We start from the raw sequence: 21,801 nt of genomic DNA, 5'->3' as shown, positions 1-21,801 counted from the left end.
AGGCGAAGCAAGGCAAAGCCTCTTCGCATGACCATTGACGCCTCGATCGACGACGTCAGGCCCGCCGCAGTCGCGCCTGCGGTACCGGTCGATCATTTGCTGACGGCGCCGATCCTGCCGACGCTGCTGACGCTCGCGATCCCCAACACCATCGCGATGTTCGGCTCGACCCTGGTCGCGGTTGCCGAGACCTCCTATATCGGCCGGCTCGGCACCGAGCCGCTGGCGGGCATTGCGCTGGTGTTTCCGTTCGCGATGCTGACGCAGATGATGTCGGCGGGCGCGATGGGCGGCGGCGTCTCGTCGGCGATCAGCCGCGCGCTCGGCGCCGGCGACCGCGACCGTGCCGCCGATCTGGCGCTGCATGCGGCGATCATCGGCGCCTGCGCCGGACTGTTCTTCACCGTGATGATGCTCGGCTTCGGCCAAAGCTTCTACGCGTTGCTCGGCGGACGCGGCGGCGTGCTCGAGCAATCGATGCATTACTCGCAGGTGCTGTTCTCCGGCGCGATCTCGATCTGGCTGGTCAACACGCTGGCGTCCGTGGTGCGCGGCACCGGCGACATGCGGATTCCGTCGATGACGCTGATCACCGTCTCGATCATCCAGATCGCGGTCGGCGGCGTGCTCGGTCTCGGCCTGTTCGGCATGCCCGGTCTCGGCATGCGTGGCGTCGCCGCGGGCCAGCTCACGGCCTTCACGTGTGGTGCGATCTTCCTCGCCTGGTATCTCGCCAGCGGCCACAGCCCCTCAAACTCGACTTCGCCGCGTTCAGCTTTCAGCGCGCGATGTTTCTCGACATCCTCAAGGTCGGCGCGATCTCCTGCCTGTCGCCGCTGCAGAGCGTGCTGACCATCCTGATCTTCACCAAAATCCTGGCAGGCTTCGGCACCGAGACGCTGGCCGGATACGGCATGGGCTCGCGGCTGGAATTCCTGCTGATCCCGATTGCATTCGCGGTCGGCGTCGCCTCGGTGCCGATGGTCGGCATGGCGATCGGCGCGGGCCTCGTGACGCGCGCGCGCAAGGTGGCGTGGACCGCCGGCACCGTCGCTGGCCTCGTCGTCGGGCTGGTCGGGCTTGTGGTCGCAGTCAAACCGACGCTGTGGATCGCGCTGTTCACCCGCGATCCCGGCGTGACCGCGGCCGCCTCCTCCTACTTCGCGCTGGCCGGCCCGGCCTTCGGCTTCTTCGGCGTCGGCGTCTGCCTTTATTTCTCGTCGCAAGGCGCGGCCAAGGTCGGCGGGCCGGTGCTGGCCGGGACCATCCGCCTGCTGCTGGTCGGCATCGGCGGCTGGTGGTTCGCTACCGTGAGCGCGCCGGCCTGGACGCTGTTTGCGCTGGTCGGCGGTGCCATGGTGGCGTTCGGCGTCGCCACCATCATATCGATCAAGGTCACCCGCTGGGGATAAACAACCACGCATCTGCGCGTTGCCTGAGCATGACCGTCCCGGAAAAGAGCAAGAAAATTTTCCAGACGGCGCGCGCCTGATCGCGCGAAAATGACATTGCAGAAATCTTTCGACTTGTTATGCAGGCCGGCCTTCTGGGGGATCAATCATGGCCTGCCGATTCGGATTCGTGATCGCACTCGTCGCGACGGCGCTTGCCGTGCCTGCCGCGCATGCGCAGAGCGCGCCTGAGCCGGCCGGCGTCTGGCAGACCCAGGCGGGCGATGCCCGCGTCAAGATCAGCAAATGCGGCGGCGGCATCTGCGGCGTGGTGGTGAGCCTGCGCGACCCGATCGATCCGATGACCGGCAAGCCGCAGGTCGACAACAAGAATCCCAATCCGTCGCTGGCCAACCGGCCGATCATCGGGCTGCCGCTGTTCGCCGGCATGCATCCGGTCGCGGCGGGCAAATGGTCGGGCCAGATCTACAACGCCGACGATGGCGGCACCTATGCAAGCAGCGTCACGGTGACCGGCGAGAGCACGCTGCGCGTCGAAGGCTGCGTCGGCGCGCTGTGCGGCGGCGAGACCTGGACCCGGGTCGGACGGTAAAGAGCAAGAGTTGGTCTCTCCGCTCCCTCTCCCCGCTCTTTCGCGGGGAGAGGGTTGGGGTGAGGGGCTCTATCCGCGTAGCCCGGCCTGAATTGTCGTCAACACACCCTCGATGTTACCGAGAACGTCGTTGTTCCAGAAGCGAAGCACGCGATATCCCTCATCAGCGAGATATCGGTCACGAATTGCATCTGCTGCCGACTCCGCATGCTGACCGCCATCGACCTCGATGACGAGTTGCTTCTCGCGGCAGGCGAAATCGCAGATGTAGTTTCCAATAGGGACCTGCCGCGCGAACTTGTGGCCATCGATCTGACGATTGCGGAGGCGCTTCCAAAGAGCGGTTTCTGCATCCGTTTGATTGGCGCGCAATCGTCTCGCGAGTCGGATGGATACTTCCTTGCGGCCACGCATTGCCCTGCCCCTCACCCGGAAGCCACGCGATGCGTGGCTTCCGACCTCTCCCCGCAGAAGAGCGGGGAGAGGTTAGAAAATAGCTACGCCGCCCGCGTCTTCAGCACGGTGGCCGCCGAGGCGTAGCCGCCGCGGGCGCCGTCGATGAAGTGGACGTGGTCGGCGCGCATCACCGACGGCGTGAAGCAGGTCATCATCGCGGCATCCTGTTCGTGCAGGCCGTAGCGCACGACGCCCTGCGCGGCCGCGGCGACCAGGCGCTGTTCGAGCTCGGCGGCGAGCTCCGGCGTGCAATCCAGGATCATGCGCAGGCCGTCGTCGAACTTGCGGAAGTCGGAATTCTCGACCACCTGCTGCACATAGTTTTTCGGCACGAACTTGCCGACCGGGATATTGAACCGCATCAGCGTGTAGGCCCACAGCGTGAACGCGAGCACCGTGGCACGGCGCAGCGCGAGCGAGCCGCCGCGCCGCGCGCGGGCCTCGTATTCAATCCCCTGCGGCGGCCAGCGCAGCGGCGGGCCGCTTGCAGGCACCGGCCGTCCGGCCTCCGGGCTCTTCTCGACCAGCACGACGATGTCCTCGATCACCTTGCGGAAGGCTGCGGGATCGGCGTCCCTCGCCGGCAGCACCAGGACCGAGAGGATGACGCCGCGCACTGAAGGCATCACCTCGAAGCGGCAGGACAGGCCGGACAGATCGGGCTGCGTGCCCGACGGCGCCGGATCGACCGCGAACTCGCCGCGCTTCATTGCGGCATCGGCGTAAGCCAACCCACCGCCGGAGAACATCGCATAGGACAGATTGGCCGACGGCCCGAAGCGCGCAATGCGGACATCGACGCCCGCGGCGCGGATCGCCGCCATCGGCACCAGCGCCACCCGCAGCACCAGATCGAGGTCGTCCTGAACCCAGCGCGCGGTCGCGGCCAGCGCCTCGCGCGCTTTGTCCAGATCGGCGGGGGAGATCGCGAAGCTCGCGCCGTCGCCGCCGAACACGAAGGGGAATTCGCGGCCATCGAGCGCATTGGTGACGGAGGCGACCACCGCGGCGCCGGCCATGTTGACCGCCTTGTAGCGCTGCGCCGCGATCGCCTTGGTCGACTCGACGATATCCGCGACGCCGACCGTCCAGTCACCGGGCAGCCGCGCATATAGCGCCGGATCCATCAGGCGCGCGAAGCCGCGAAACACCGGAATGCCGCCGTAAAAGATCTCGCTGCCGCCCGCCATCGCAACGCCGCGCCGTTGTTCGCCACCGTAGGACTCTCTAGCAGATACGTGGCGGTTTGGGATCGGGTTTTGCCTCGCAGCCCCCGCCCTCCGTGACCGTCACCCTGAGGAGCGCGCCTTGGCGCGCGTCTCGAAGGGTCGACGGCCGGCTGTCGGCACGAGCGGATGGTGCCCCGTGAAAACATTCGGGGCCGATTCATCCTTCGAGGCTCGCGCAGCGGCGCAAGTGCGCCGCAAGGCTCGCACCTCCAGCGACAAAGGCGGAGCCTTTGCGCGGGGATGACGGGGATAGAGGGCGCGTCCCTATCACTTCACGCCGCCTCGCCTGCCCTTCTCCACGGCGGAAACGGATCGCGCAGTTTTTTCCAGGCCTGCGGGTCCATGCCCGGCCGGCCGGTGACCAGGCAGGCATCGAGCCGGCGGCGGATGTCGTCGTCGTTCATATCAGCGCCGATGAACACCAGCTCCTGGCGGCGATCGCCATAGAGGTCATTCCAGCTCCGCTGCATCATCAGCTGCCAATCCGGATGATCCGGCCAGCGCTCGCGCGGGATCGCCGCCCACCACGAGCCGAGGCCTTCGGTGCGGACGATCGCGCCGGCCTGGCTCATCTCGCCGCACCAATCCGGGCGCGTCGCGATCCAGAAATGGCCCTTGGCGCGGATCACACCGCCCCAACTCTCGCACAGGAAGCCGTGGAAGCGCACCGGATCGAACGGGCGCCGCGCGCGATAAACGAAGCTCGTGATGCCGTATTCCTCGGTCTCCGGCACATGCTCGGCAAAGCCGTAGAGCTCCTTGTGCCAGAGCGGATGCTGCTGCGCGCGCTCATAGGCGAAGCGGCCGGTGTCGAGCACGCGGTCGAACGGGACTTTTGCAAAACTCGCCTCGACGATATCGGCGTCGGGATTGAGCGCGCGCACGATGGTCGCCGCGGCCTCGCGCTCGGCCGGTGTCGCGGCGTCGATCTTGTTCAGCACGACGACGTCGGCGAACTCGATCTGCTCGACCAGCAAATCGACCAGCGTGCGCTTGTCGCCGTCGAGCGCCTCGCCGCGCTGGCTCAGGAAATCGGTCGAGGCATAGTCCTTCAGGAGATTGGCGGCGTCGACCACCGTGACCATGGTGTCGAGCCGCGCGACGTCGGACAGGCTTTGGCCATCTTCATCGCGAAACTCGAAGGTCGCGGCGACCGGCAGCGGCTCGGAAATGCCGGTCGATTCGATCAAGAGATAGTCGAACCGGCCACTCTCGGCCAGCGCGCGCACCTCCTTCAACAGATCGTCGCGCAGCGTGCAGCAGATGCAGCCATTGCTCATCTCGACCAGTTTTTCGTCAGTCCGGGACAGGTTCGCACCGCCATCGCGAACCAGGTCGGCGTCGATGTTCAGCTCGCTCATGTCGTTCACAATCACCGCAACCTTCAGGCCGTGGCGGTTGTTCAGCACGTGGTTCAGCAAAGTGGTCTTTCCAGCCCCGAGGAAGCCGGACAAGATGGTGACGGGGAGTTTTTGCATCGAGATCAAACAGTTGCTGAAGGGATGGGCGGCGGCGGGACATGGGTCACAGGGTATGTAATGTTATAACATAACATAATTGAGGCAACGACCTGTCAAGCGCGGGATGCGGGGCAGTCGGTTTATGTCTCCATGAAAGCGAAGCCCGGATGAACGGAGCGATATCCGGGGTCAACTCGCGCCTACGGCGATGCTCCTGGTCCCGTCATGCTGAGGAGCCGCGAAGCGGCATCTCGAAGCACGACGGCCCGGCTCTTTCCGCGTTGATGCATCGAGGCCGTGCATCCTTCGAGACGCGCGCAAGTGCGCGCTCCTCAGGATGACGGGGATAGAGAGCTACGAACCTTCCCTACTTCGCCACACCGCGCAGCACGAGCTGGTTCATGCGGCTCGCGAAAGCGGCCGGATCGTCGGGTATCTCGCCGTCGAGGATCTGCGCCTGCTCGAACAGCAACAGCGACAGGTCCTTGGCCTGCGCGGTGTCGGTCGCGAGCGCTGCGACCAATGGGTGGCGCAGATTGATCTCGAGGATCGGTTTAGTGATCGCGCCGCGGTTCTGCTGGGCGAGCAGCCGCTCCAGCGCGCGGTCGCGCGCGTCACCGCCGGCGACCAGACACGACGCGCTCGCGGTCAGCCGCTGCGAGGCGCGGACGTCAGAGACGCGCTCGCCGAGCGCATCCTTGATGACAGCGATCGTGGTCGCGGCATCGGCTGCGGGCTCGTCCTTGTTGTCGTCCGTGTCATCGGCCAGCGGAATCAGGCCGAAATCGACGTCGCCCTGGCTCAGCGACTTCAGCGGCTTGCCGCCGAAATCGAGCGGCGCCGAGGTCCAGAACGCGTCAACCGGATCGGTCAAAAGCAGCACCTCGATGCCGCGGGCGCGCGCCGATTCCAGCTTCGGGTTCGACTTCAGGCGCTCGACGCTGTCGCCGACCAGATAATAGATCTCGGTCTGGTTCGGCTTGAGATCGTCGACATACTGCTTCAGCGAGCGGTTCTCGCCCGACGTCGTGGTGAAGCGCGCCAGCGCCAGCAGTTTTTCGCGGCGCTCGAAATCCTCGTAGAGGCCTTCCTTGATGACCGGGCCGAACGCATCCCAGATCTTGGCAAACGTCTCCGGCTCCTTCTCGCCTATCGTTTCCAACTCGCCGATCACGCGGCCGGTGATTGCCTTGCGGATCTGCGCGAGCTGCGGATTGTTCTGCAGCATCTCGCGCGAGATGTTGAGCGGCAGGTCCTCGCTGTCGATCACGCCGCGGATGAAGCGGAGATAAGCCGGCAACAGCTCGGCATCGTCGGCGATGAAGACGCGGCGGACATAGAGCTTGACCTTGCCCTTGCGCTCGACCTGGAACAGGTCGAACGGCTTTGTCGATGGCGCAAACAGCAGCACGGCGTAGGACTGCCGGCCTTCGGCACGGTAGTGCAGCGTCATCGCCGGCTCGTCGAAGGCGCCTGCGATCTGCTTGTAGGCCTGCGCATAGTCTTCCGGCGAAAGCTCCGACTTCGAGCGCTGCCACAGCGCGCTCGCCGAGTTGATCTGGCGCGGCTCGCCCTCCTCCGGCACCAAAAGAATCGGAAACTGGATGTTGTCGGAATATTCGCGGACGATGCGCTCGATCTCGTAAGCCTCGAGATATTTGGCGGCGTCCTTTTTCAGATGCAGCACGATCTCGGTGCCGCGCACGACGCGCTTTGCCGCCTCCTCGCTGGCCGGCGCGATCTCGAAGCCGCTGCCGCCTTCCGACGACCACACCCACACTTCATCCGAGCCGGCGCGGCGGCTGGTGACGACGATCTTGTCGGCGACCATGAAGGCGGCGTAGAAGCCGACGCCGAACTGGCCGATCAGATTGGCGCCGTCCTTGGCCTCGGTCAGCTTCGACAGGAACGATTTGGTGCCGGAGCGCGCGATGGTGCCGAGATTATCGATCAGCTCCGCACGCTCCATGCCTATGCCGGTATCGACCACGGCGAGCGTATCGGCCGCCTTGTTCGGGATGATCCTGATCTCCGGCGGCGTGCCGTCGGTGATCAGGCCGGGATTGGCGATCGCCTCGTAGCGCAGCTTGTCGCAGGCATCGGATGCGTTCGAGATCAGTTCGCGCAGGAAGATATCGGTCTCGGAATAGACCGAATGCACCATCAGGTGCAGCAATTCGGCAACCTCGGCCTGGAACGGCTGGGATTCGGCGGCAGCAGTTGATGTCATGCGGAAACTCGGACAATCGCAGGTGGCGGGAAAGCCCTGATATAGCGCGATCGCACCGCCTGGCAAGCCAAGCGGCCGGAACCGTCAGTCCGAGATCGCCGCGAGATAGCGCTCGACCGAACGGTCGAACGCCGCTTTGGCGTCGGAAGCGATGTTCTTGCCCCACCAGGCGCCGTAGATCCGCTCAAAGGCCAGCGGCGCGACCGCGTGCGCGACGCGGCGGACCGCGGATGCATTGAGCGGGATGTAGTTCGGGTAGGAATACATGAAGCTGACCGAACGGCGGTCCATCGCGACCATCGCGATGTCGCCGGTCAGCAGCGCGCCGCGCCCGTCCGCCCCCTTGCGCCAATGCAGCATGGTGGCGCCGGCAAAATGGCCGCCGGCCCGCACCAAAAGGATATCGTCGGAGATGCGATGGCTGTCGCCCTGCCATGGCACGATCGACGGATGAGGCCGCGTCACCCATTGCGCATCGTCGCCATGCAGATAGACCGGCGCATTGTCGAACGCCACGCTCCAGTCGGCGACCGCGCCATAGTAATGCGGATGCGAGATCGCGATCGCCTTCAGCCCGCCGAGCGACCTGACATGTGCGATCGCCTCGTCCGTCGCCAGCGGCACGCAATCCCACATCACGCAGCCGCCGCGGTCAGGCACCAGGAGCGCGCGCTGCCCGATCGCAAATGCCGGCTCGAGCGCTATCCCGACCAGATCGAGATCGTCGCGCCAGACCAGCCGATGCCGCGCGGCGAGCTCCGCGCGCGTCAGCCACGTCTGCCCCTTCCAGTTCACATATTGCCGCTCGTCCTCACAGATCGGGCAGGACGGCGGCGGCCCCGCGGTTTCAGGAAATTGCGCGCCGCATTGTTCGCAGGTCCAGATAGGCATTGGGAGAAGCCACGTGTTGGAATGAAGCCGGTCTCGCTCTACGTCAGCAGCGCGAGGCGTTCAATGCCGGCGCCCCAGTTCCATCTGCATCTCTGCCGGAGCTGTGCCGAACTTCCGGCGGAACGCGCGATGGAAATAGGACAGGTCGTTGAAGCCGGCCGTATAGGCGATGTCGCTGACCTTGCGGCCGGCGCCCTGCTCCTGCAGCAGCAGCCGGCGCGCCAATAGCAGACGCTGCTCGAGCACGAATTCCGAGAACGTGGTCCCGGCGGAGGCAAACAGGCGCTGCGCCTGCCGCGTGCTCAGCGCATTCGCCCGCGCGACCACCTGGATCGTGAGGTTGCCGTTGTCGAGATTCTTCAGCACGTCGGCCTTCATCAGATCGAGCCGCGTCTTCGCCACGCCGTCGCCTGCGGCCAGTTCCTTGTGCTCGGCACTGCTGCCGAGCACGAGACCGACCAGATCGGCCAAATGATGCGCCGCCGCCTGCTGGCCCGGCACGTCGAGATCGCCGGCAAGGTCGGTGCAGAGCGCAGAATAGCGTTCGATCATCGCGCTCAGGGCCGGGTCGCGCCCGAGCGTCCGCGCCAGCTGCGTCTCCACGGACGGCGTCACCTGGAGCAGGAGGCGGCGCGGAAACCTTGTCGTCGTGAAGCTGCCAGACTGGGTGAGATCGGCCGTGCCGACGATATTCATTTCGGTCAGGCACATCTGGCCGCGCGCCAGCTCGATCGCCTTGCTGCCCTGTGTGACCTGCACCTTGCCGCGCGTCGCGAAGATCAGGACGAGGTCGTCACAGCCGTCGTCCAGCAGGGCGCGGGTGCGGGCAAAGCGGGCCGAACCGCCGTGTGGCGTCGCGATCGCGACCGTATGCAGCAGCGTGAACTCGTTGTGGCAATCGATGCGATTGTCGTCGGTCGGTCCGACATCGAGCCGGCAGAAGCCGCGGCAAATGCCCTCGCGCCACGCCTCATAGGCCGGCCCCCTGGCCAGCCCGTGATGGAAAATCGAGAACCGGTTGGGCACCTGCGTCTCGGACATGATCCGTGCTCCGAAAGCGCGATCGATCGAAACGAGGCGATGAACGATCGCGTTCTACCAGATATGCGCAGGTCGGGTGCGCTTGTCGTTCCTGTCCCTACGCTTGGCGCGACGGTCCACGACTCCGGCGGGGAGCCTGATACCACTCCGCCGATTGCTGGTAAAGCTATTCACGAGATGCAACCCTATGATGCGAAGTGCGGAAGCCGGGAATAAAACCGCGCAGCAGTTTCGTGACGCGGCACTGCCGTGCCTCGACGATGCCTATGCGTTCGCCCAGGTCCTGATGCGAACCCCGGCGGAGGCCGAACAGGCCGTGCAGGAATGCTATCAGCGCGCACTGCGCCAGTTCGACGGCTTGCGTGGACCGGCCGTGCGGCCGTGGCTGCTCGCGATCCTCAAAGCTGTCTGTCAGGAGAAGCTCGGCGAGAAACCCGGCCGCCGCGGCACGCCGGCGGATGCTGCCGGCACGAATGGAACTCCCGCCCCGCGTGGCACCCCGACCATCCAACAACTCGTCGACGAACTGCCCGCGCCGCTCGGCGAGGTCATCGCGCTGCGCGAAGTTATCGATCTCTCCTACAAGGAGATAGCCGAGGTCACCGGCGTTCCGGTGACCACCGTGATGTCGCGCCTCGCAGAGGCCCGCGCACGGCTGCTCGCGGCGCGCCGCGCCGCAAAGGCAGCGCCGGAGGCGAGACCCGCAGGCGGCGCGTCAAAGCTGACGGTCTACCGCGCGAACGCCTGTTGAACCGCCGAGGACTCAGTGACGCCGTTGGCGATCAGGAGCTGAAGCAGTACGCGGGCCTTCTGCGGATTGAGATCGAGCGCGACCGCAAAGCCGAGCTTGTCGTCCTCGACCTCGACGTTGCGGTTCACGAAGCCGGAGCCGACGCGGCTCGAGCGCACGACCACGACGCCCTGCTTCGCCGCGGCCGCCAGCGCATCGATCGCGCCCTTCGATGAATTGCCGTCGCCGACGCCGGCGAGCACGATGCCCTTGGCGCCGCGCTTGACCGCGTCCTCGATCTCGGCGGCATCCATGTTGGCATGCGAATAGATGATGTCGACCCGCGGCAGCGGCGGCGCATCCGGCAGCTTCAGCTTGGCACCCTTGGCTGGAACGGCCGGCTGCAGGAAGCGCAGCGAGCCGGTGTCGACATAGCCGACCGGCCCGGCATCGGGCGAGCGGAACGTCTCGACGCTGGTCGTGTTGGTCTTCTGCACCCAGCGCGCCGCATGGACGGTGTCGTTGAGCACCACGAGCACGCCGCGGCCGCGGGATTCCGGCGCCGAGGCGACCCGCATCGCCTCATAGAGATTGGCCGGACCGTCGGCACCGATCGCAGTCGAGGGCCGCATCGACCCGACCAGCACAACCGGGATGTCGGTGTCCAGCACGTTCTGCAGGAAGAACGCCGTCTCCTCCATCGTGTCGGTACCATGGGTGATGACGACGCCATCGACCTCCTTGTTGTCGATCGCGGCGCGGATCCGCTTGACCAGATCGAACCAGACCTTGTCGTTCATGTCCTGCGAGCCGATCGACGAAATCTGCTCGGCCGAGATCTGGGCAAGATTCTCGATGCCCGGAATGGCCGCGACCAGATTCGCCGAGCTGACCTTGCCCGAGTCGTAGGCATTGCCGGCGCGTGCGCTGGCCTGGCCCGCGATGGTGCCGCCGGTGCCGAGCACGAGCACCCGGGCGAGCGTGGTGTCGGTGGCCCTTTGAGCGGCCGCCGGCGACGCGAGCCCGATGACAAGGGCGGCGGCAAGGCCGGCGATCCATCGTGCGGAATAGTTCGATTGACCCGAGTGCAGCATCATTTTCTTTCCCCAGTGACAATTTTCCTACCCACAACTCGTGGTTTATCCCGCAACAAATCGACGAAGTTGCGGCGGAAAATGTCGTGGACGAAATCCCGGCTCTCGCCGTGTTTCTCCGCCACTCCCGCAAAATCTTGACATCTCCTGGATGACGGCGCACATTTTTCGAAGATTATTCGAATTTTGGTGAGGCCATGCATTTCGAGCTTCCCGACGATCTCCGCGTTCTGCAGAGCCGCCTGCGCGAATTCGTGTGCAGCGAGCTTAAGCCCCACGATGCCGCGATCGAGGCGACCGGCGAGGTGCCCGAGAGCGCCATGGCCGGCCTGCGCAGGATGGGACTGTTCGGAACCAACACGCCAAAACAATTCGGCGGCCTCGGCCTCTCGATGCTGGGCAGCTGCATCGCGATCGAGGAGCTCGCGAAGGCCCACACCGCCTTCTACTATCTGAGCGGGGTGAACGTTCATATCGGCTCGAAGGCGATCGAGTTCTACGCACAGCCCGCCGTTCGCGACCGATGGTTGCCCGAGCTTGCCAGCGGACGCGTGATCGGCGCCTTCGCGCTGACCGAGCCGAACGCCGGATCCGACGCCGCCCGCATCCAGACCCGGGCGCGGCGGGACGGCGATTATTACGTGCTCAACGGAAGCAAGACCTACATCACCAATGCGCCGGTCGCCGGCGTCTTCACCGTGTTCGCCACGCTCGACCCGTCCGCCGGCGCGAAGGGCATCGCTGCCTTTGTCGTCGATGCGAGGACGCCGGGCCTGAGCATCGGCCGCCTGGTCGAGATGGCCGCCGGGCGCGGCTCCGATCATGCCGAGGTGATCTTCGAGGGCTGCCGCGTGCCGCGCGAGAATCTGCTTGGCCAGGAGGGCGAAGGCTTTGCCATCGCGATGCGGTGCCTGGATGCCGGACGCACGCATTGGGGCGCCTATTGCGTCGGCGCGGCGAGCCAGCTGCTGGACTATGCGCTCGATCATGTTTCCGAGCGGGAAACATTCGGACGCAAACTGCGCGACCATCAGGGCATCGAGTGGCAGATCGCCGACATGGCGAGTTCGCTGCACGCCGCGCGCCTCGTCGCCTATGAGGCGGCCTGGCGTTACGACCAGGGCGACGCGGCCGCGCGCACCGCCGCCGCGGCGCTCTCCAAATATACCGGCGCCGACATGGTGCAGCGCGTCGCCGACACAACCATGCAGCTGTTCGGCGGTGCCGGTTATTCCAAGGACCTGCCGCTCGAACGTATCTGGCGGGAAACACGGGTGGTGCGGATTCTGGATGGCACATCCGAGATCATGCGCCAGATCATCGCCCGCAATGCGTTCCGCAGCCATGAACGGCGCAACACAACCATCTGACAACGGCCTCTTCCACTTTATGTTGCAATTGTCCTTGGTGATCCGCTTCCGCTGTCTTAGTGTTTTGCGGGGGATGGGAGATTCTTGTTCTGACGCGTTTTCTTTGCGCGAACCGGTATCCATCCCGGATCAAGTCCGGGACAGGCTTCGCTCGAAAGCGCTCTTGGAGAAGGAAGTGGCTTCGGGGACGACACTCAAGCTCAAGCAACAACGCAGCCGCGACCGGCGCGAGCAGATTCTCTCGGCAGCCACCAGGCTGTTTGGCGAGAGAGGCATTGACGGCACCTCGCTCACCGACATCGCCGCGGCGGCCAAGGTGCCGCTCTCCAGCCTCTATGATTATTTCGAGGACAAGCGCGCGCTGGTGCTCGATGTGCCCGCGGGCAATTTCGAGGCGCTGTATCAGAAGACCGAACCGCTGCTGGTCAAGGGTGGCGACCCGGTCGAGCAGCTCCGCATCATCTTCCTGACCAACTTCCAGTACATCAAGGACAACCCGGGCTGGGGCCGCGTGTTCTTCCTGGAGATATGGCCGAGCGTGCTTGCCGCCGAGCCGCGGGTGAAGAAGGCCGTCGACAAATACGCGCTGCTCTATGTGCAGCTGCTGAAGCAGGCGAGCCGCGCCGGCACCTATCGCAGGAATCTCGACCCCTACACGGCGATGTCGCTGATGATGGGCGGGATGTGCCACCTCACCGCGGTCTGGCTGCTCTACGGCCACAAATACGATCTGGTGAAGAAGGGCAAGGCACTGTTCACCACGCTGCACAACGGGTTCGTTCGGCGTTAGCGGCTGCCCTGTCCCGGCTCTCGTAGGATGGGTGGAGCGAAGCGATACCCATCGAACTGGTGGCGAAATGATGGGTATCGCTGCGCTCCACCCATCCTACGCACTACGCACAGAACGAACCGGCATGGCGGTTCTCATCCGAGCATGATCTTTCTAAAACCGTTACACAACTATGCTGATCCTGCTCTACTATGACGCTGTGTGCGCGCGCTGTGCGGAATGCGCGGGGTTGGGGAAGGGAACGAACCGATGGACGTCAAGGCTGTCCTGCCGCCGCGTGGCCGCGACTATCGCCTGGATCTCTTGCGTGGCTTCGCCAACTGGGCGATCTATCTCGATCATATCCCGAACAACGCGGTGAACTGGGTCACCCAGAAGAATTTCGGCTTCAGCGACGCGGCCGATCTGTTCGTGTTCATCTCCGGCTACACTGCGTCATTCGTCTACGCGCGGATGATGCTCGAGCGCGGCACCGTGATCGGCGCCACCCGCCTGATCAAGCGGGCCTGGCAGATCTACGTCGCGCACGTCCTCTTGTTCGTGATCTATATCGCCGAGATCGGCTATCTCGCCCAGCGCTACCACGACCCCAACCTGGAGAACGAATTCAACGTCGCGGGCTTCATGCACAACCCGGCCGAGACGCTCTATCAGGGCCTGCTGCTGGCGTTCAAGCCGGTCAACATGGACGTGCTGCCGCTCTACATCGCCCTGATGGTTTGCTATCCGCTGGTGCTGTGGGCAATGCTGCGCAAGCTCAATCTGACGCTGCTGGCCTCGTTCCTGCTCTATCTCGCCGCACGGCATTTCGGCTGGAACCTGCCGGCCTATCCGTCCGGTACATGGTATTTCAACCCGTTCTGCTGGCAGTTCCTGTTCGTGTTCGGCGGATGGTTCGCGCTCGGCGGCGCCAGCGAGTCGATCTCGTTCATCCGCTCGCGCGCCTTCCTTTGGCTCGGCGGCGCCTATCTGTTGTTCGCGCTCGTGATGACGCTGGCGGGCCGCTTCCCGGAGCTCGGGCAGGCGATGCCGGCCTGGCTCTATGATGCGTTCAACCCGAACGACAAGACCAACCTCGCGCCCTATCGCGTGCTGCACTTCGTCGTGCTCGCCTTCTTCGTCACGCGCTTCCTGCCGCGCGAGTGGCCCGGATACGAATGGCCGATGTTCCAGCCGTTGCTCAAATGCGGCCAGCAATCGCTCGAGGTGTTCTGCTCCGGCGTCTTCCTCGCCGTCATCGCGCATGTCTTGCTGGTCGAGGTCTCCGGCAGCATCTGGATGCAGATCCTGGTCAGCATTGTCGGCATCGTGCTGATGACCGCGCTGGCCTACTACCGCTCGTGGTCGAAGAAGGTCGACAAGGCGCCGGCGAAAGCGCCGGCCGCCGCTAAGCCGGCGGAATAGCCCCTTCGGGTGTTACAGAGCTCAGCCGAGCTGGCCGCGTCCGAGATCCGACGCGTTCGCCAGGCGATGCCGATGACAGCTGGCTGAGTTGCTGACGTCGATTTTGCGAGCGCCCTCGCGCTGGGAGAAACGCGAAGCAATTGACAGCAAAAGACCTCGCCGCTGGCGCGTCTGGCGCGACAACGGATTCGCATCTGCGCTGCGAGACTGCCCATCCGGAATATTCAGGTCGCGAGACCATTGAAATGGGCACTCGCAAGAGTAGTATCACTATTATTAATCGCCCTTCTTTGCAATTATTTTCGATTGGGAGATTTCAATGCTTCGCGTCTTCAGAGCTTGCGTCATAGCAATACTGCTGACGGTCTGCGTTCAAGGCGGCGAAGCGGCACCGGATTTCCTGGTCGATGGATGGACGCTTGGGACGCCCGTTTCGGCCACAGATTCCAGGCTGAAATCATTCACCTGCAATTCGAGTCCGGACTTTGCGCGTCTTACATCCTGCAATCGCACTCAGACCAGAAACAGAGGCTACAGTTACACTGCTGACAGCATATTGCTGTTCGGCGAAGATCGGAATCTTCTGCTCGTCGCAATCAAGGTAGCTCCTGTCCAACTGACCAAGAAGGAGATCGCACGAGAGATTGAAGAGCTCTCGTGCGAACGCGGCGGCGCACCGGAGTCAACGGAGTGGACTAACGATGGTCAATCCGTAATCGTAAAATGGGGAGATCTGAAGTTCGAGCAACTCACGCTTGCCTCTCTTGAATACGGCGCGCTGGGAGAAGGACGAGACATACACTCCGGCGTACTCGTCGACCCTCTCGGCGACGCTCAGGCGTCTGCAAACAAGGGCCTATCTGTCTATCGTGCGGGCGGCGGCAAAGGCTATGTTTATACGGCGAGCTTCGACAAGAAGGGACAAGGACACCGGCAATATATCGCGATCAACGGCACGGAAATCAGCCAAAGGCTGCTGGAAACAGCCGTATCTTCGGCGCTCGACAAGGACCGGCGCCTATCAGGCAACGACTATTCTCTTTGGCCTGAGGTCGCGTTGGCATTCCGACGATTTGCGCGGGATACTTCGGTGGAAACAGCCATTGCGAGCGTCGACACCGTTTTCGATCGATATCCGTCAAAAAAGTATCGCACGCACGTTTGGCCGATGCTTCCGTCCGGTGCCATCGGGCACCTTGCCGATCATATGCACTATGCGTTGGACATCTACGGACCGAAAACCGATTTCCCGGAAGTCCGGAAATCGATCGAAGCCTTTCTTGCGAAAAATCCTTCAGATCGCTTCGTCGAGTGTCTTCACTATGTGGTCGGCGATCTCGACGAAGCACTCAAGAAGAGCTCCGACGACTCTCCGATAAGAGCGGTTTTGCACTATGCAATCGGCTTGAGAGAATTGGGCAATGTACTGCACGATGTTTATGCGACCCTGAAGAAAAAGCAGACCGATATTGAGGAGCCGGATACGGTGGTCGAGCGGGTAAGCGATCTGATACGAGATACCGATCTCATGAACGGCAAGTACATAGTCGACGTATTACCTGACTACTCCGCGCGCGTCAGCCGGATCTACCCCCATTTTGAAGCCGTTCTCGCCGATCCAAAAACACCTCACGCCGATGATTCCGCCTTCATGCTGGGTTGGCTGAAAATCAACGAAGGGAAGCTCGATCAAGCACTGCCCTATCTATCCAAGGCGATGATTGTCGGAAACGGAGACTATAAGGATCCGGGCGCAAGGAGGACGGTCCTTCGCGCCGTCTCGGGTCTTCCAACGACCGAAATGCGATCAATCGTCGACAAGGATGCCAACTTCCCGAAGCAGCCGATCCTCGCTTACGTCGCCGCCAGATCGGCATATCGAGAGTACCTGAAGCTGATGGGCATCACGCCTGAAAGCTTACCGTCAACGACAAGCCCGGAACGGATAGACGCGGCCCTTCAGAAGTTCGACACCGAGGAGCGAGACGATCCGAATCTTGTTGAATTGCCATACTTGCTTCAGGCGTCGAGAGAATTTATCGACTTCATCAATTTCACCACGACGATTCAGAGCAAACAACCGGCCGAGGTAATACGGCGGACCCGAACCATAGTCATAAAGTACTCAACGATCATCGACGATGAGAATCCCAAGCGGAAGAATCTGAAGAAGTATGGCTTGTTGGAATTCACGCATCGCGACCTGCGGCAAGCAATCCATATGGCCGATATTGCTCTCTCCATCACACCGAAGGCTCCTTCATACAACAAGCTGCGCGAATGGCTTTACTATCGGAAGGTGCGCTTGTCGGCCACTTTTGCCCCGGACAGCGTCGCGGCGACCGTTAACCCGTCTTATTCGTCAGAGTGCGCCTGAGAGGCTGGCGAGCGTGGTGTAAAGCGCTGATGCGGCGTAGGATTCGGTTGCAAAGCCAACCCCATCACCTCAACCGCGAACGCCAGGCCCGCCATGACCGATGATACGATTCTGCCCTTCTCGTTTCCAGCCGTTCACGCCAAGAAAGTCACAGCTGCCTTCGATGGCGGTCGGCTGACCTCGAACGGGGGCGTGATGCTTCTGGCGATGGCCGAGCGGCGTCTCGGCTTGGCCGACAATTTGGCCCGGGTGTTCCCGGATCGGCGCGATCCGACGCGGGTCGTGCACAGCCTTGTCGATATGTTCCGCGCGCGCATGTTCGCGATCTGCTGCGGCTACGAGGACGCCGACGACCTCGATCATCTGCGGTCCGATCCCGCATTCAAGCTGGCCTGCGGACGGCTGCCGGACACGGGTCGCGATCTGTGTTCCCAACCGACGCTGTCGCGGCTGGAGAATGCTCCGCGCCTGCGCGACGTGATCCGACTGACCTACACTTTGGTCGACGCATGGATGGATAGCTACCCGCGCGAGCCGGCATCCGTCACGCTCGACATCGATGATACCTGCGATGTCGTCCACGGCCATCAGCAGCTCTCGCTGTTCAACGCTCATTATGACGAACGCTGCTTCCTGCCGATCCACGTCTACGACACGGAGAAGAGCCGGCCCGTGGCGGTCGTGTTGCGGCCCGGCAAGACGCCGGGCGGCGTCGAGGTGCGTGCCCATCTGCGCCGCCTGATACGGCATATCCGGACGCGGTGGCACAACACGCGAATTACGTTCCGTGGCGACGGGCACTATGCCCGGCCGGAGGCAATGGCGTGGTGCGAGACCAACGGCATCGACTACATCTTCGGTCTGTCCGGCACCAAGCCGCTCGCCAGAAAACTCGACGAGGCCGCCGACGACATCCGCACGCGACGCGCCATCGAGAACCTGCCGGTTCTGCGTGGCTATACCGAGACGCGCCACAAGGCCAAGTCCTGGGATCGCGAACGGCGTACCGTCGCCCGTATTGAGGCGACGATGCTCGGCCTCGACATCCGTTTCGTCGTCACCAGCCTCGATGTCGGCTCGGCCGAGTGGATCTACGACAGCCTGTATTGCGCGCGCGGCCAAGCCGAGAATCTGATCAAGCTGCATAAGACACAGCTCGCCTCCGATCGCACCAGCTGCCGTTCGGCGCTCGCCAATCAAGTCCGCCTCGTTCTCCACACCGCCGCTTATTGGCTGATGCTGACCGTGCGCGACGCGATTCCCAAAGCCCGGGAATTGGCCACAGCCGAGTTCGCGACGCTGCGTCTTCGTCTCTTGAAACTCGCTGCCCGTGTCGTCGAGACCACGAGCCGCATTCGCCTTGCGTTTGCCGCGGCATGTCCCGAAGCCGACCTGATCCGCGGCTTGCCAGGCGCGCTGCTGCCGCTCGGTCCTTGACCGGCGGGGCGTCCGCCCCCCGTTCGCCCAACCCATCCCTCAAGCGCGTTGCAAAGTACGGGTCGTCAGGCGGTGAAAAGCCGAAGGCAATCCCGCGCGCCTCGTCAGAGCAGATGTGCGGCCACATCAATCGGACTAAAAAAAGCACTCTCACGAATAGGACGGGTTAATAGCATGCAGGCCGAATTCCCGAACTCCAACCTGTTGGACGATGCGTTAGCGGAGCAGCTTTATGCCGAGGGTCTTGGCAAGAAGGACTTGGCGGCGGCGCAAGCGACCTTCAAGCGACTCCTCGAAGTCTCACCGAATGGAAACGCCGTCGACAACGCCTACTCGATCATGGCCCAAACACTTGCATGCGCCGGCAAGGGTGAGGAAGCAAAGAAGATGGACCAGGAAATCGTCAGGCGATTTACTTTCACACGCCACGCGGACGATGCGCGAGGACGGTTAGCGGGAGACTACAGCGTGCGCACCTGCGACGATGACGAATGACAGGACGCATCGAAAGCAGAAGAAATACGCTTCAATCGGCCAGATCACGCGCGACACGCATCCCGCGATCGTCATCGAATGTATCGATCCCTGCGGAATCACGTGCCGCCGACCTTAGCGCAAACGGTCCGTAGCGCCAGGATCCTCCGCGTATCACCCGCTTGCCACAATTCGCCGCCACCCATGGCGAGCCGTCCCGCTCTTTCGTGGAGTATTCATAGAAGGCACAATCCTCGACCCATTCGGCGACATTTCCATGCATGTCGTGCAGGCCGAAGGCATTGGCCTTTTTGCTGCCCACGGGATTGGTGCGCCCATCCGAATTGGCATCGTACCAGGCATATAGCTTCAGAAGCGCGTCATCGTCGTTGCCAAAGGAAAAGAGGCCTTGCCCCCCGGCGCGCGCGCTGTATTCCCATTCGGCCTCCGAGAGCAGTCGATATCGCTGCCTGGTAACCCGCGAAAGCCAGCTCACGTATCGTTTTGCGTCATTCCAGGTGATGTTGATGACCGGCCGGTTGCCGTCCTCCCATGCGCCATGACGCGGCTCGCAGTCGCCATTCGCAACACAGAGATTCCATTCATCAAAGCTGATCTCGTTTCTGGAGACGGCGAACGGCCTTGTAAGGGATACCTTGTGCTGGGGATGCTCGCGAGCAAGGCCTTGCGTTCCGGGCGCCCCCATCAAGAATGACTCGACCGGTATCGCGACCATCTCCGGACAACCGGCACAGTCCGCAAATGGCTGCCCTCGGTCCAGCGAGAGGACTTGCTGATCGGTCTTTGCTGATGCCTTCGCAAATCGAAAGTAAGCCTCCCTTATGGTCGTCAGGTATTCGCTCCTGCCGTATTCCCACAAGCCAACGGCCGAAAGTATCAGCGCCACCGTCCCGACGAGTGCCGCTTGCGCACGAAGCCTTGGTGATCTCAGGGAGCTTCGGCTGCGCGTGATGAACTCGCGATCCTTGACGGGAATATCCTCCGAGCGGCTAGCCAACCAGGTGAGAGCCTGCTTCAGCGCCAGGCCAAGGAGCAAAGCCTCATCCTTGGAGTCGGAAGGCGCGGAATCCCACGCGCGACGCGCCAGCTCAAGTCCCGTCCGCCATGTCAAGAACTCTCGTTCCGATGAAATCCACGAGCGAAGCTTGTCCCATCTCCGAAAGATCGCTTCGTGAGCGACCTCGGCGTAGAAACTTCTGCCGAGAACGCGCTCCCCGTCCTGCGGCTCGGACGCAGTGGTCGTCATTTCCGGGGTAAAGGTACTCAACAGCCGATATGGATCGTTTGCAAGTTGAGTAACCAGGCGCCATTCGGCATCCAAGAATTCCGAGCGGGACGCGCGCCTGCGCGTCGGCTCGCCGTCTTCGCGAACCGTTGCAAGCCGGAGTGTAAAGATTCGACGGAGGTCGTCTTCCGACCCCGGATTGGACGAAATGAACAGATTGGCTCGATCCACCAAGACACGTCCCAGATCGATCGACTGGTGCGGAAGCCGGAGGATCCCGTCGCCGCGCTCAACCATCTGCTTCCACATTCCGTCGAGCAGGTATGACAGGAGCGGCAAGGCGCCGGCATCCTTTATCGAATCATCGGCAGCGCGCTTTGCAAGATCATCAGGCAGGGTATCGCTCTCGAAGCGGGCGGAGAGCAATTTGGCCGGCCCGCCGACCACCTGAAGAAGCTGATCTTCCCGAAGAGGAGGAACGTTGATCTGAATATGAGCCCGATACAGAGAAGCGTCGCTCTGCAGTTCGCCCAGGAAATCCGATCTCATGCTCATGAGGGCACGGATACGTCCGTCGACAACTCCCCTTTCCAGCAATTTCGAGAAACATTGACGTTGCTTGGGGTCCGAACGCAAATACAACTCTTCACCTTGATCGACGTAGAGAAAGAAGGACGCAGGTGGGGCCTGGTTCAATTCGACATATCGACGGCAGGTCTGGTCGATCAGGTCTTGCAGATCGAGCTTCTCCTCAAGCAGCTTCTCGATCCATAGCTTCCGACGATCGGGCCAATCGGTCGTTGTGCCATCCAGTTGCCAGGTCGCCAGGAATGCTTCGACCAGCGATTTGATCGGCGTGGCGCCCGGCCGAAGCGACAAGACGCACCAGCGCCGGCTGTTGTTGAAGCTGGCTGGCCATGCTTCAGCGCTCTCTTCCGGCCACCGCTGCCTGACCATCGCAGCGAGCACCCCCGCCTGGGCTACAGACGACTTTCCAACTCCAGAGTTACCGAGCAGAATTGGCACCTTGTCCGGATGATTGTGCAAGGATCGAAGGACCTGAGTTGTTTCCTTGGCACGGCCAAAGAAATAGTCGCTGTCCTTTTGCTCCATCGCGGAAAGGCCTCGATATGGAGACGTGTAGCGCCAGAGGGCTTCCGGGGTTTCGGCGGAGTTTGCGGCTGCTCCAAACAACAGTGCTATGGTGGCTTGCGACGATAGATTCGCACTCACAATCCAATGCAGTCTTCGCAGGAACGGCAGTCCCGGCGCGGTCTGTCCCTCCTGCAACAGAACGATAATCGGCAAATCGTCATGCGTTACCTTTCTATCGAGCGCTTCACCGTATTCCAGCACTTGCCATGGCCCGATTCCGCACTCTCCCAAGACCAGAACAAAAACGGTTGCAGTAGCGATTTCCTGCGCAAGCTGGTTGGTCCAATCCTCCGGCCCGCATACTTGCCGGGGCAAAAAAAAATGCTGGCACTCGCATCGTGCCTTTCAATCCCCTCCTTGATGCGTTCGGCAAGCGGGCGTTCCGGTGAGTGATAACTGATGAACCAGCGCTG

At 62.8% G+C, this 21,801-nt stretch carries 16 protein-coding genes and 1 pseudogene; 9 read left to right on the top strand and 8 right to left on the bottom strand.

From position 1 onward, the window contains the following. The first annotated feature begins 27 nt into the window (after positions 1-27). Positions 28-1,412: pseudogene (locus tag HAP54_RS18990) on the top strand (MATE family efflux transporter). A 148-nt stretch (positions 1,413-1,560) separates the two neighbouring features. Continuing rightward, complete coding sequence (locus HAP54_RS18985; protein WP_166302690.1) at positions 1,561-2,004, top strand: DUF2147 domain-containing protein; 444 nt, start codon at positions 1,561-1,563, stop codon at positions 2,002-2,004. 69 nt (positions 2,005-2,073) lie between these two features. Here the strand turns inward: HAP54_RS18985 and HAP54_RS18980 are convergent, their stop codons facing one another. The 6 genes from HAP54_RS18980 to HAP54_RS18955 form a co-directional block, all read right to left on the bottom strand. Continuing rightward, positions 2,074-2,418, bottom strand: a complete 345-nt coding sequence (locus HAP54_RS18980; protein WP_166302688.1) for an endonuclease domain-containing protein — start codon at positions 2,416-2,418, stop codon at positions 2,074-2,076. 83 nt (positions 2,419-2,501) lie between these two features. Next, positions 2,502-3,650: a DUF3095 domain-containing protein gene (locus tag HAP54_RS18975; RefSeq protein ID WP_166302685.1), complete on the bottom strand. Its 1,149-nt coding sequence runs from the start codon at positions 3,648-3,650 to the stop codon at positions 2,502-2,504. 311 nt (positions 3,651-3,961) lie between these two features. Next, a complete protein-coding gene (gene zigA / locus HAP54_RS18970; protein ID WP_166302682.1) occupies positions 3,962-5,167 on the bottom strand; it encodes a zinc metallochaperone GTPase ZigA in 1,206 nt (401 codons plus the stop codon). A gap of 349 nt (positions 5,168-5,516) precedes the next feature. Beyond that, positions 5,517-7,379: a molecular chaperone HtpG gene (gene htpG / locus HAP54_RS18965; protein WP_166302679.1), complete on the bottom strand. Its 1,863-nt coding sequence runs from the start codon at positions 7,377-7,379 to the stop codon at positions 5,517-5,519. Positions 7,380-7,463: 84 nt separating this feature from the next. Next, the gene (locus tag HAP54_RS18960) at positions 7,464-8,270 is read right to left on the bottom strand and encodes an MBL fold metallo-hydrolase (protein WP_166302676.1); all 807 of its coding nucleotides are present in this window, start codon (positions 8,268-8,270) and stop codon (positions 7,464-7,466) included. A 60-nt stretch (positions 8,271-8,330) separates the two neighbouring features. Continuing rightward, on the bottom strand, positions 8,331-9,311 hold the full coding sequence (locus HAP54_RS18955) for an AraC family transcriptional regulator (protein ID WP_224741871.1): 981 nt from the start codon (positions 9,309-9,311) through the stop codon (positions 8,331-8,333). A 187-nt stretch (positions 9,312-9,498) separates the two neighbouring features. Here HAP54_RS18955 and HAP54_RS18950 point away from each other — a divergent pair, with 187 nt between their 5' ends. Then, positions 9,499-10,062 carry a sigma factor-like helix-turn-helix DNA-binding protein gene (locus HAP54_RS18950; RefSeq protein WP_166302673.1) on the top strand — a complete coding sequence of 188 codons (564 nt, stop codon included), beginning with the start codon at positions 9,499-9,501 and terminating at the stop codon, positions 10,060-10,062. On the opposite strand, the gene HAP54_RS18945 is transcribed toward HAP54_RS18950, so the two are convergent. Beyond that, positions 10,041-11,135, bottom strand: a complete 1,095-nt coding sequence (locus tag HAP54_RS18945; RefSeq protein WP_224741872.1) for an asparaginase — start codon at positions 11,133-11,135, stop codon at positions 10,041-10,043. The genes HAP54_RS18950 and HAP54_RS18945 overlap by 22 nt on opposite strands. A 197-nt stretch (positions 11,136-11,332) precedes the next feature. Here HAP54_RS18945 and HAP54_RS18940 point away from each other — a divergent pair, with 197 nt between their 5' ends. The 6 genes from HAP54_RS18940 (at position 11,333) to HAP54_RS18915 (ending at position 19,008) form a co-directional block, all read left to right on the top strand. Then, the gene (locus HAP54_RS18940) at positions 11,333-12,505 is read left to right on the top strand and encodes an acyl-CoA dehydrogenase family protein (RefSeq protein WP_166302667.1); all 1,173 of its coding nucleotides are present in this window, start codon (positions 11,333-11,335) and stop codon (positions 12,503-12,505) included. 175 nt (positions 12,506-12,680) lie between these two features. Beyond that, on the top strand, positions 12,681-13,295 hold the full coding sequence (locus HAP54_RS18935; RefSeq protein WP_166302664.1) for a TetR/AcrR family transcriptional regulator: 615 nt from the start codon (positions 12,681-12,683) through the stop codon (positions 13,293-13,295). Positions 13,296-13,544: 249 nt separating this feature from the next. After that, positions 13,545-14,699, top strand: a complete 1,155-nt coding sequence (locus tag HAP54_RS18930) for an OpgC domain-containing protein (RefSeq protein WP_166302662.1) — start codon at positions 13,545-13,547, stop codon at positions 14,697-14,699. Between the two features lie 319 nt (positions 14,700-15,018). Then, positions 15,019-17,076, top strand: coding sequence for a hypothetical protein (locus tag HAP54_RS18925; RefSeq protein WP_166302659.1), 2,058 nt, complete (start codon positions 15,019-15,021; stop codon positions 17,074-17,076). Between the two features lie 93 nt (positions 17,077-17,169). Further along, complete coding sequence (locus tag HAP54_RS18920) at positions 17,170-18,513, top strand: IS1380-like element ISBdi2 family transposase (protein ID WP_166204320.1); 1,344 nt, start codon at positions 17,170-17,172, stop codon at positions 18,511-18,513. Positions 18,514-18,687: 174 nt separating this feature from the next. Further along, positions 18,688-19,008: a tetratricopeptide repeat protein gene (locus tag HAP54_RS18915; protein ID WP_166302656.1), complete on the top strand. Its 321-nt coding sequence runs from the start codon at positions 18,688-18,690 to the stop codon at positions 19,006-19,008. A gap of 31 nt (positions 19,009-19,039) precedes the next feature. Here HAP54_RS18915 and HAP54_RS18910 read toward each other — a convergent pair whose 3' ends face one another. After that, positions 19,040-21,703 carry a formylglycine-generating enzyme family protein gene (locus HAP54_RS18910; RefSeq protein ID WP_166302653.1) on the bottom strand — a complete coding sequence of 888 codons (2,664 nt, stop codon included), beginning with the start codon at positions 21,701-21,703 and terminating at the stop codon, positions 19,040-19,042. Between the last annotated feature and the right edge of the window lie 98 nt (positions 21,704-21,801).

The organism is Bradyrhizobium sp. 2S1, assembly GCF_011516625.5.
Lineage (GTDB): Bacteria > Pseudomonadota > Alphaproteobacteria > Rhizobiales > Xanthobacteraceae > Bradyrhizobium > Bradyrhizobium septentrionale.
The sequence above is the reverse complement of the archived record's forward strand: the minus strand, read 5'-3'. Positions and strand labels throughout refer to the sequence as shown.

Excerpts from the sequence above, each read along its gene's own strand:
- HAP54_RS18985 (WP_166302690.1), top strand. The coding sequence starts at position 1,561 with ATGGCCTGCCGATTCGGATTCGTGATCGCACTCGTCGCGACGGCGCTT.
- HAP54_RS18980 (WP_166302688.1), bottom strand. The coding sequence starts at position 2,418 with ATGCGTGGCCGCAAGGAAGTATCCATCCGACTCGCGAGACGATTGCGC.
- HAP54_RS18975 (WP_166302685.1), bottom strand. The coding sequence starts at position 3,650 with ATGGCGGGCGGCAGCGAGATCTTTTACGGCGGCATTCCGGTGTTTCGC.
- zigA (WP_166302682.1), bottom strand. The coding sequence starts at position 5,167 with ATGCAAAAACTCCCCGTCACCATCTTGTCCGGCTTCCTCGGGGCTGGA.
- htpG (WP_166302679.1), bottom strand. The coding sequence starts at position 7,379 with ATGACATCAACTGCTGCCGCCGAATCCCAGCCGTTCCAGGCCGAGGTT.
- HAP54_RS18960 (WP_166302676.1), bottom strand. The coding sequence starts at position 8,270 with ATGCCTATCTGGACCTGCGAACAATGCGGCGCGCAATTTCCTGAAACC.
- HAP54_RS18955 (WP_224741871.1), bottom strand. The coding sequence starts at position 9,311 with ATGTCCGAGACGCAGGTGCCCAACCGGTTCTCGATTTTCCATCACGGG.
- HAP54_RS18950 (WP_166302673.1), top strand. The coding sequence starts at position 9,499 with ATGATGCGAAGTGCGGAAGCCGGGAATAAAACCGCGCAGCAGTTTCGT.
- HAP54_RS18945 (WP_224741872.1), bottom strand. The coding sequence starts at position 11,135 with ATGCTGCACTCGGGTCAATCGAACTATTCCGCACGATGGATCGCCGGC.
- HAP54_RS18940 (WP_166302667.1), top strand. The coding sequence starts at position 11,333 with ATGCATTTCGAGCTTCCCGACGATCTCCGCGTTCTGCAGAGCCGCCTG.
- HAP54_RS18930 (WP_166302662.1), top strand. The coding sequence starts at position 13,545 with ATGGACGTCAAGGCTGTCCTGCCGCCGCGTGGCCGCGACTATCGCCTG.
- HAP54_RS18925 (WP_166302659.1), top strand. The coding sequence starts at position 15,019 with ATGCTTCGCGTCTTCAGAGCTTGCGTCATAGCAATACTGCTGACGGTC.
- HAP54_RS18920 (WP_166204320.1), top strand. The coding sequence starts at position 17,170 with ATGACCGATGATACGATTCTGCCCTTCTCGTTTCCAGCCGTTCACGCC.
- HAP54_RS18915 (WP_166302656.1), top strand. The coding sequence starts at position 18,688 with ATGCAGGCCGAATTCCCGAACTCCAACCTGTTGGACGATGCGTTAGCG.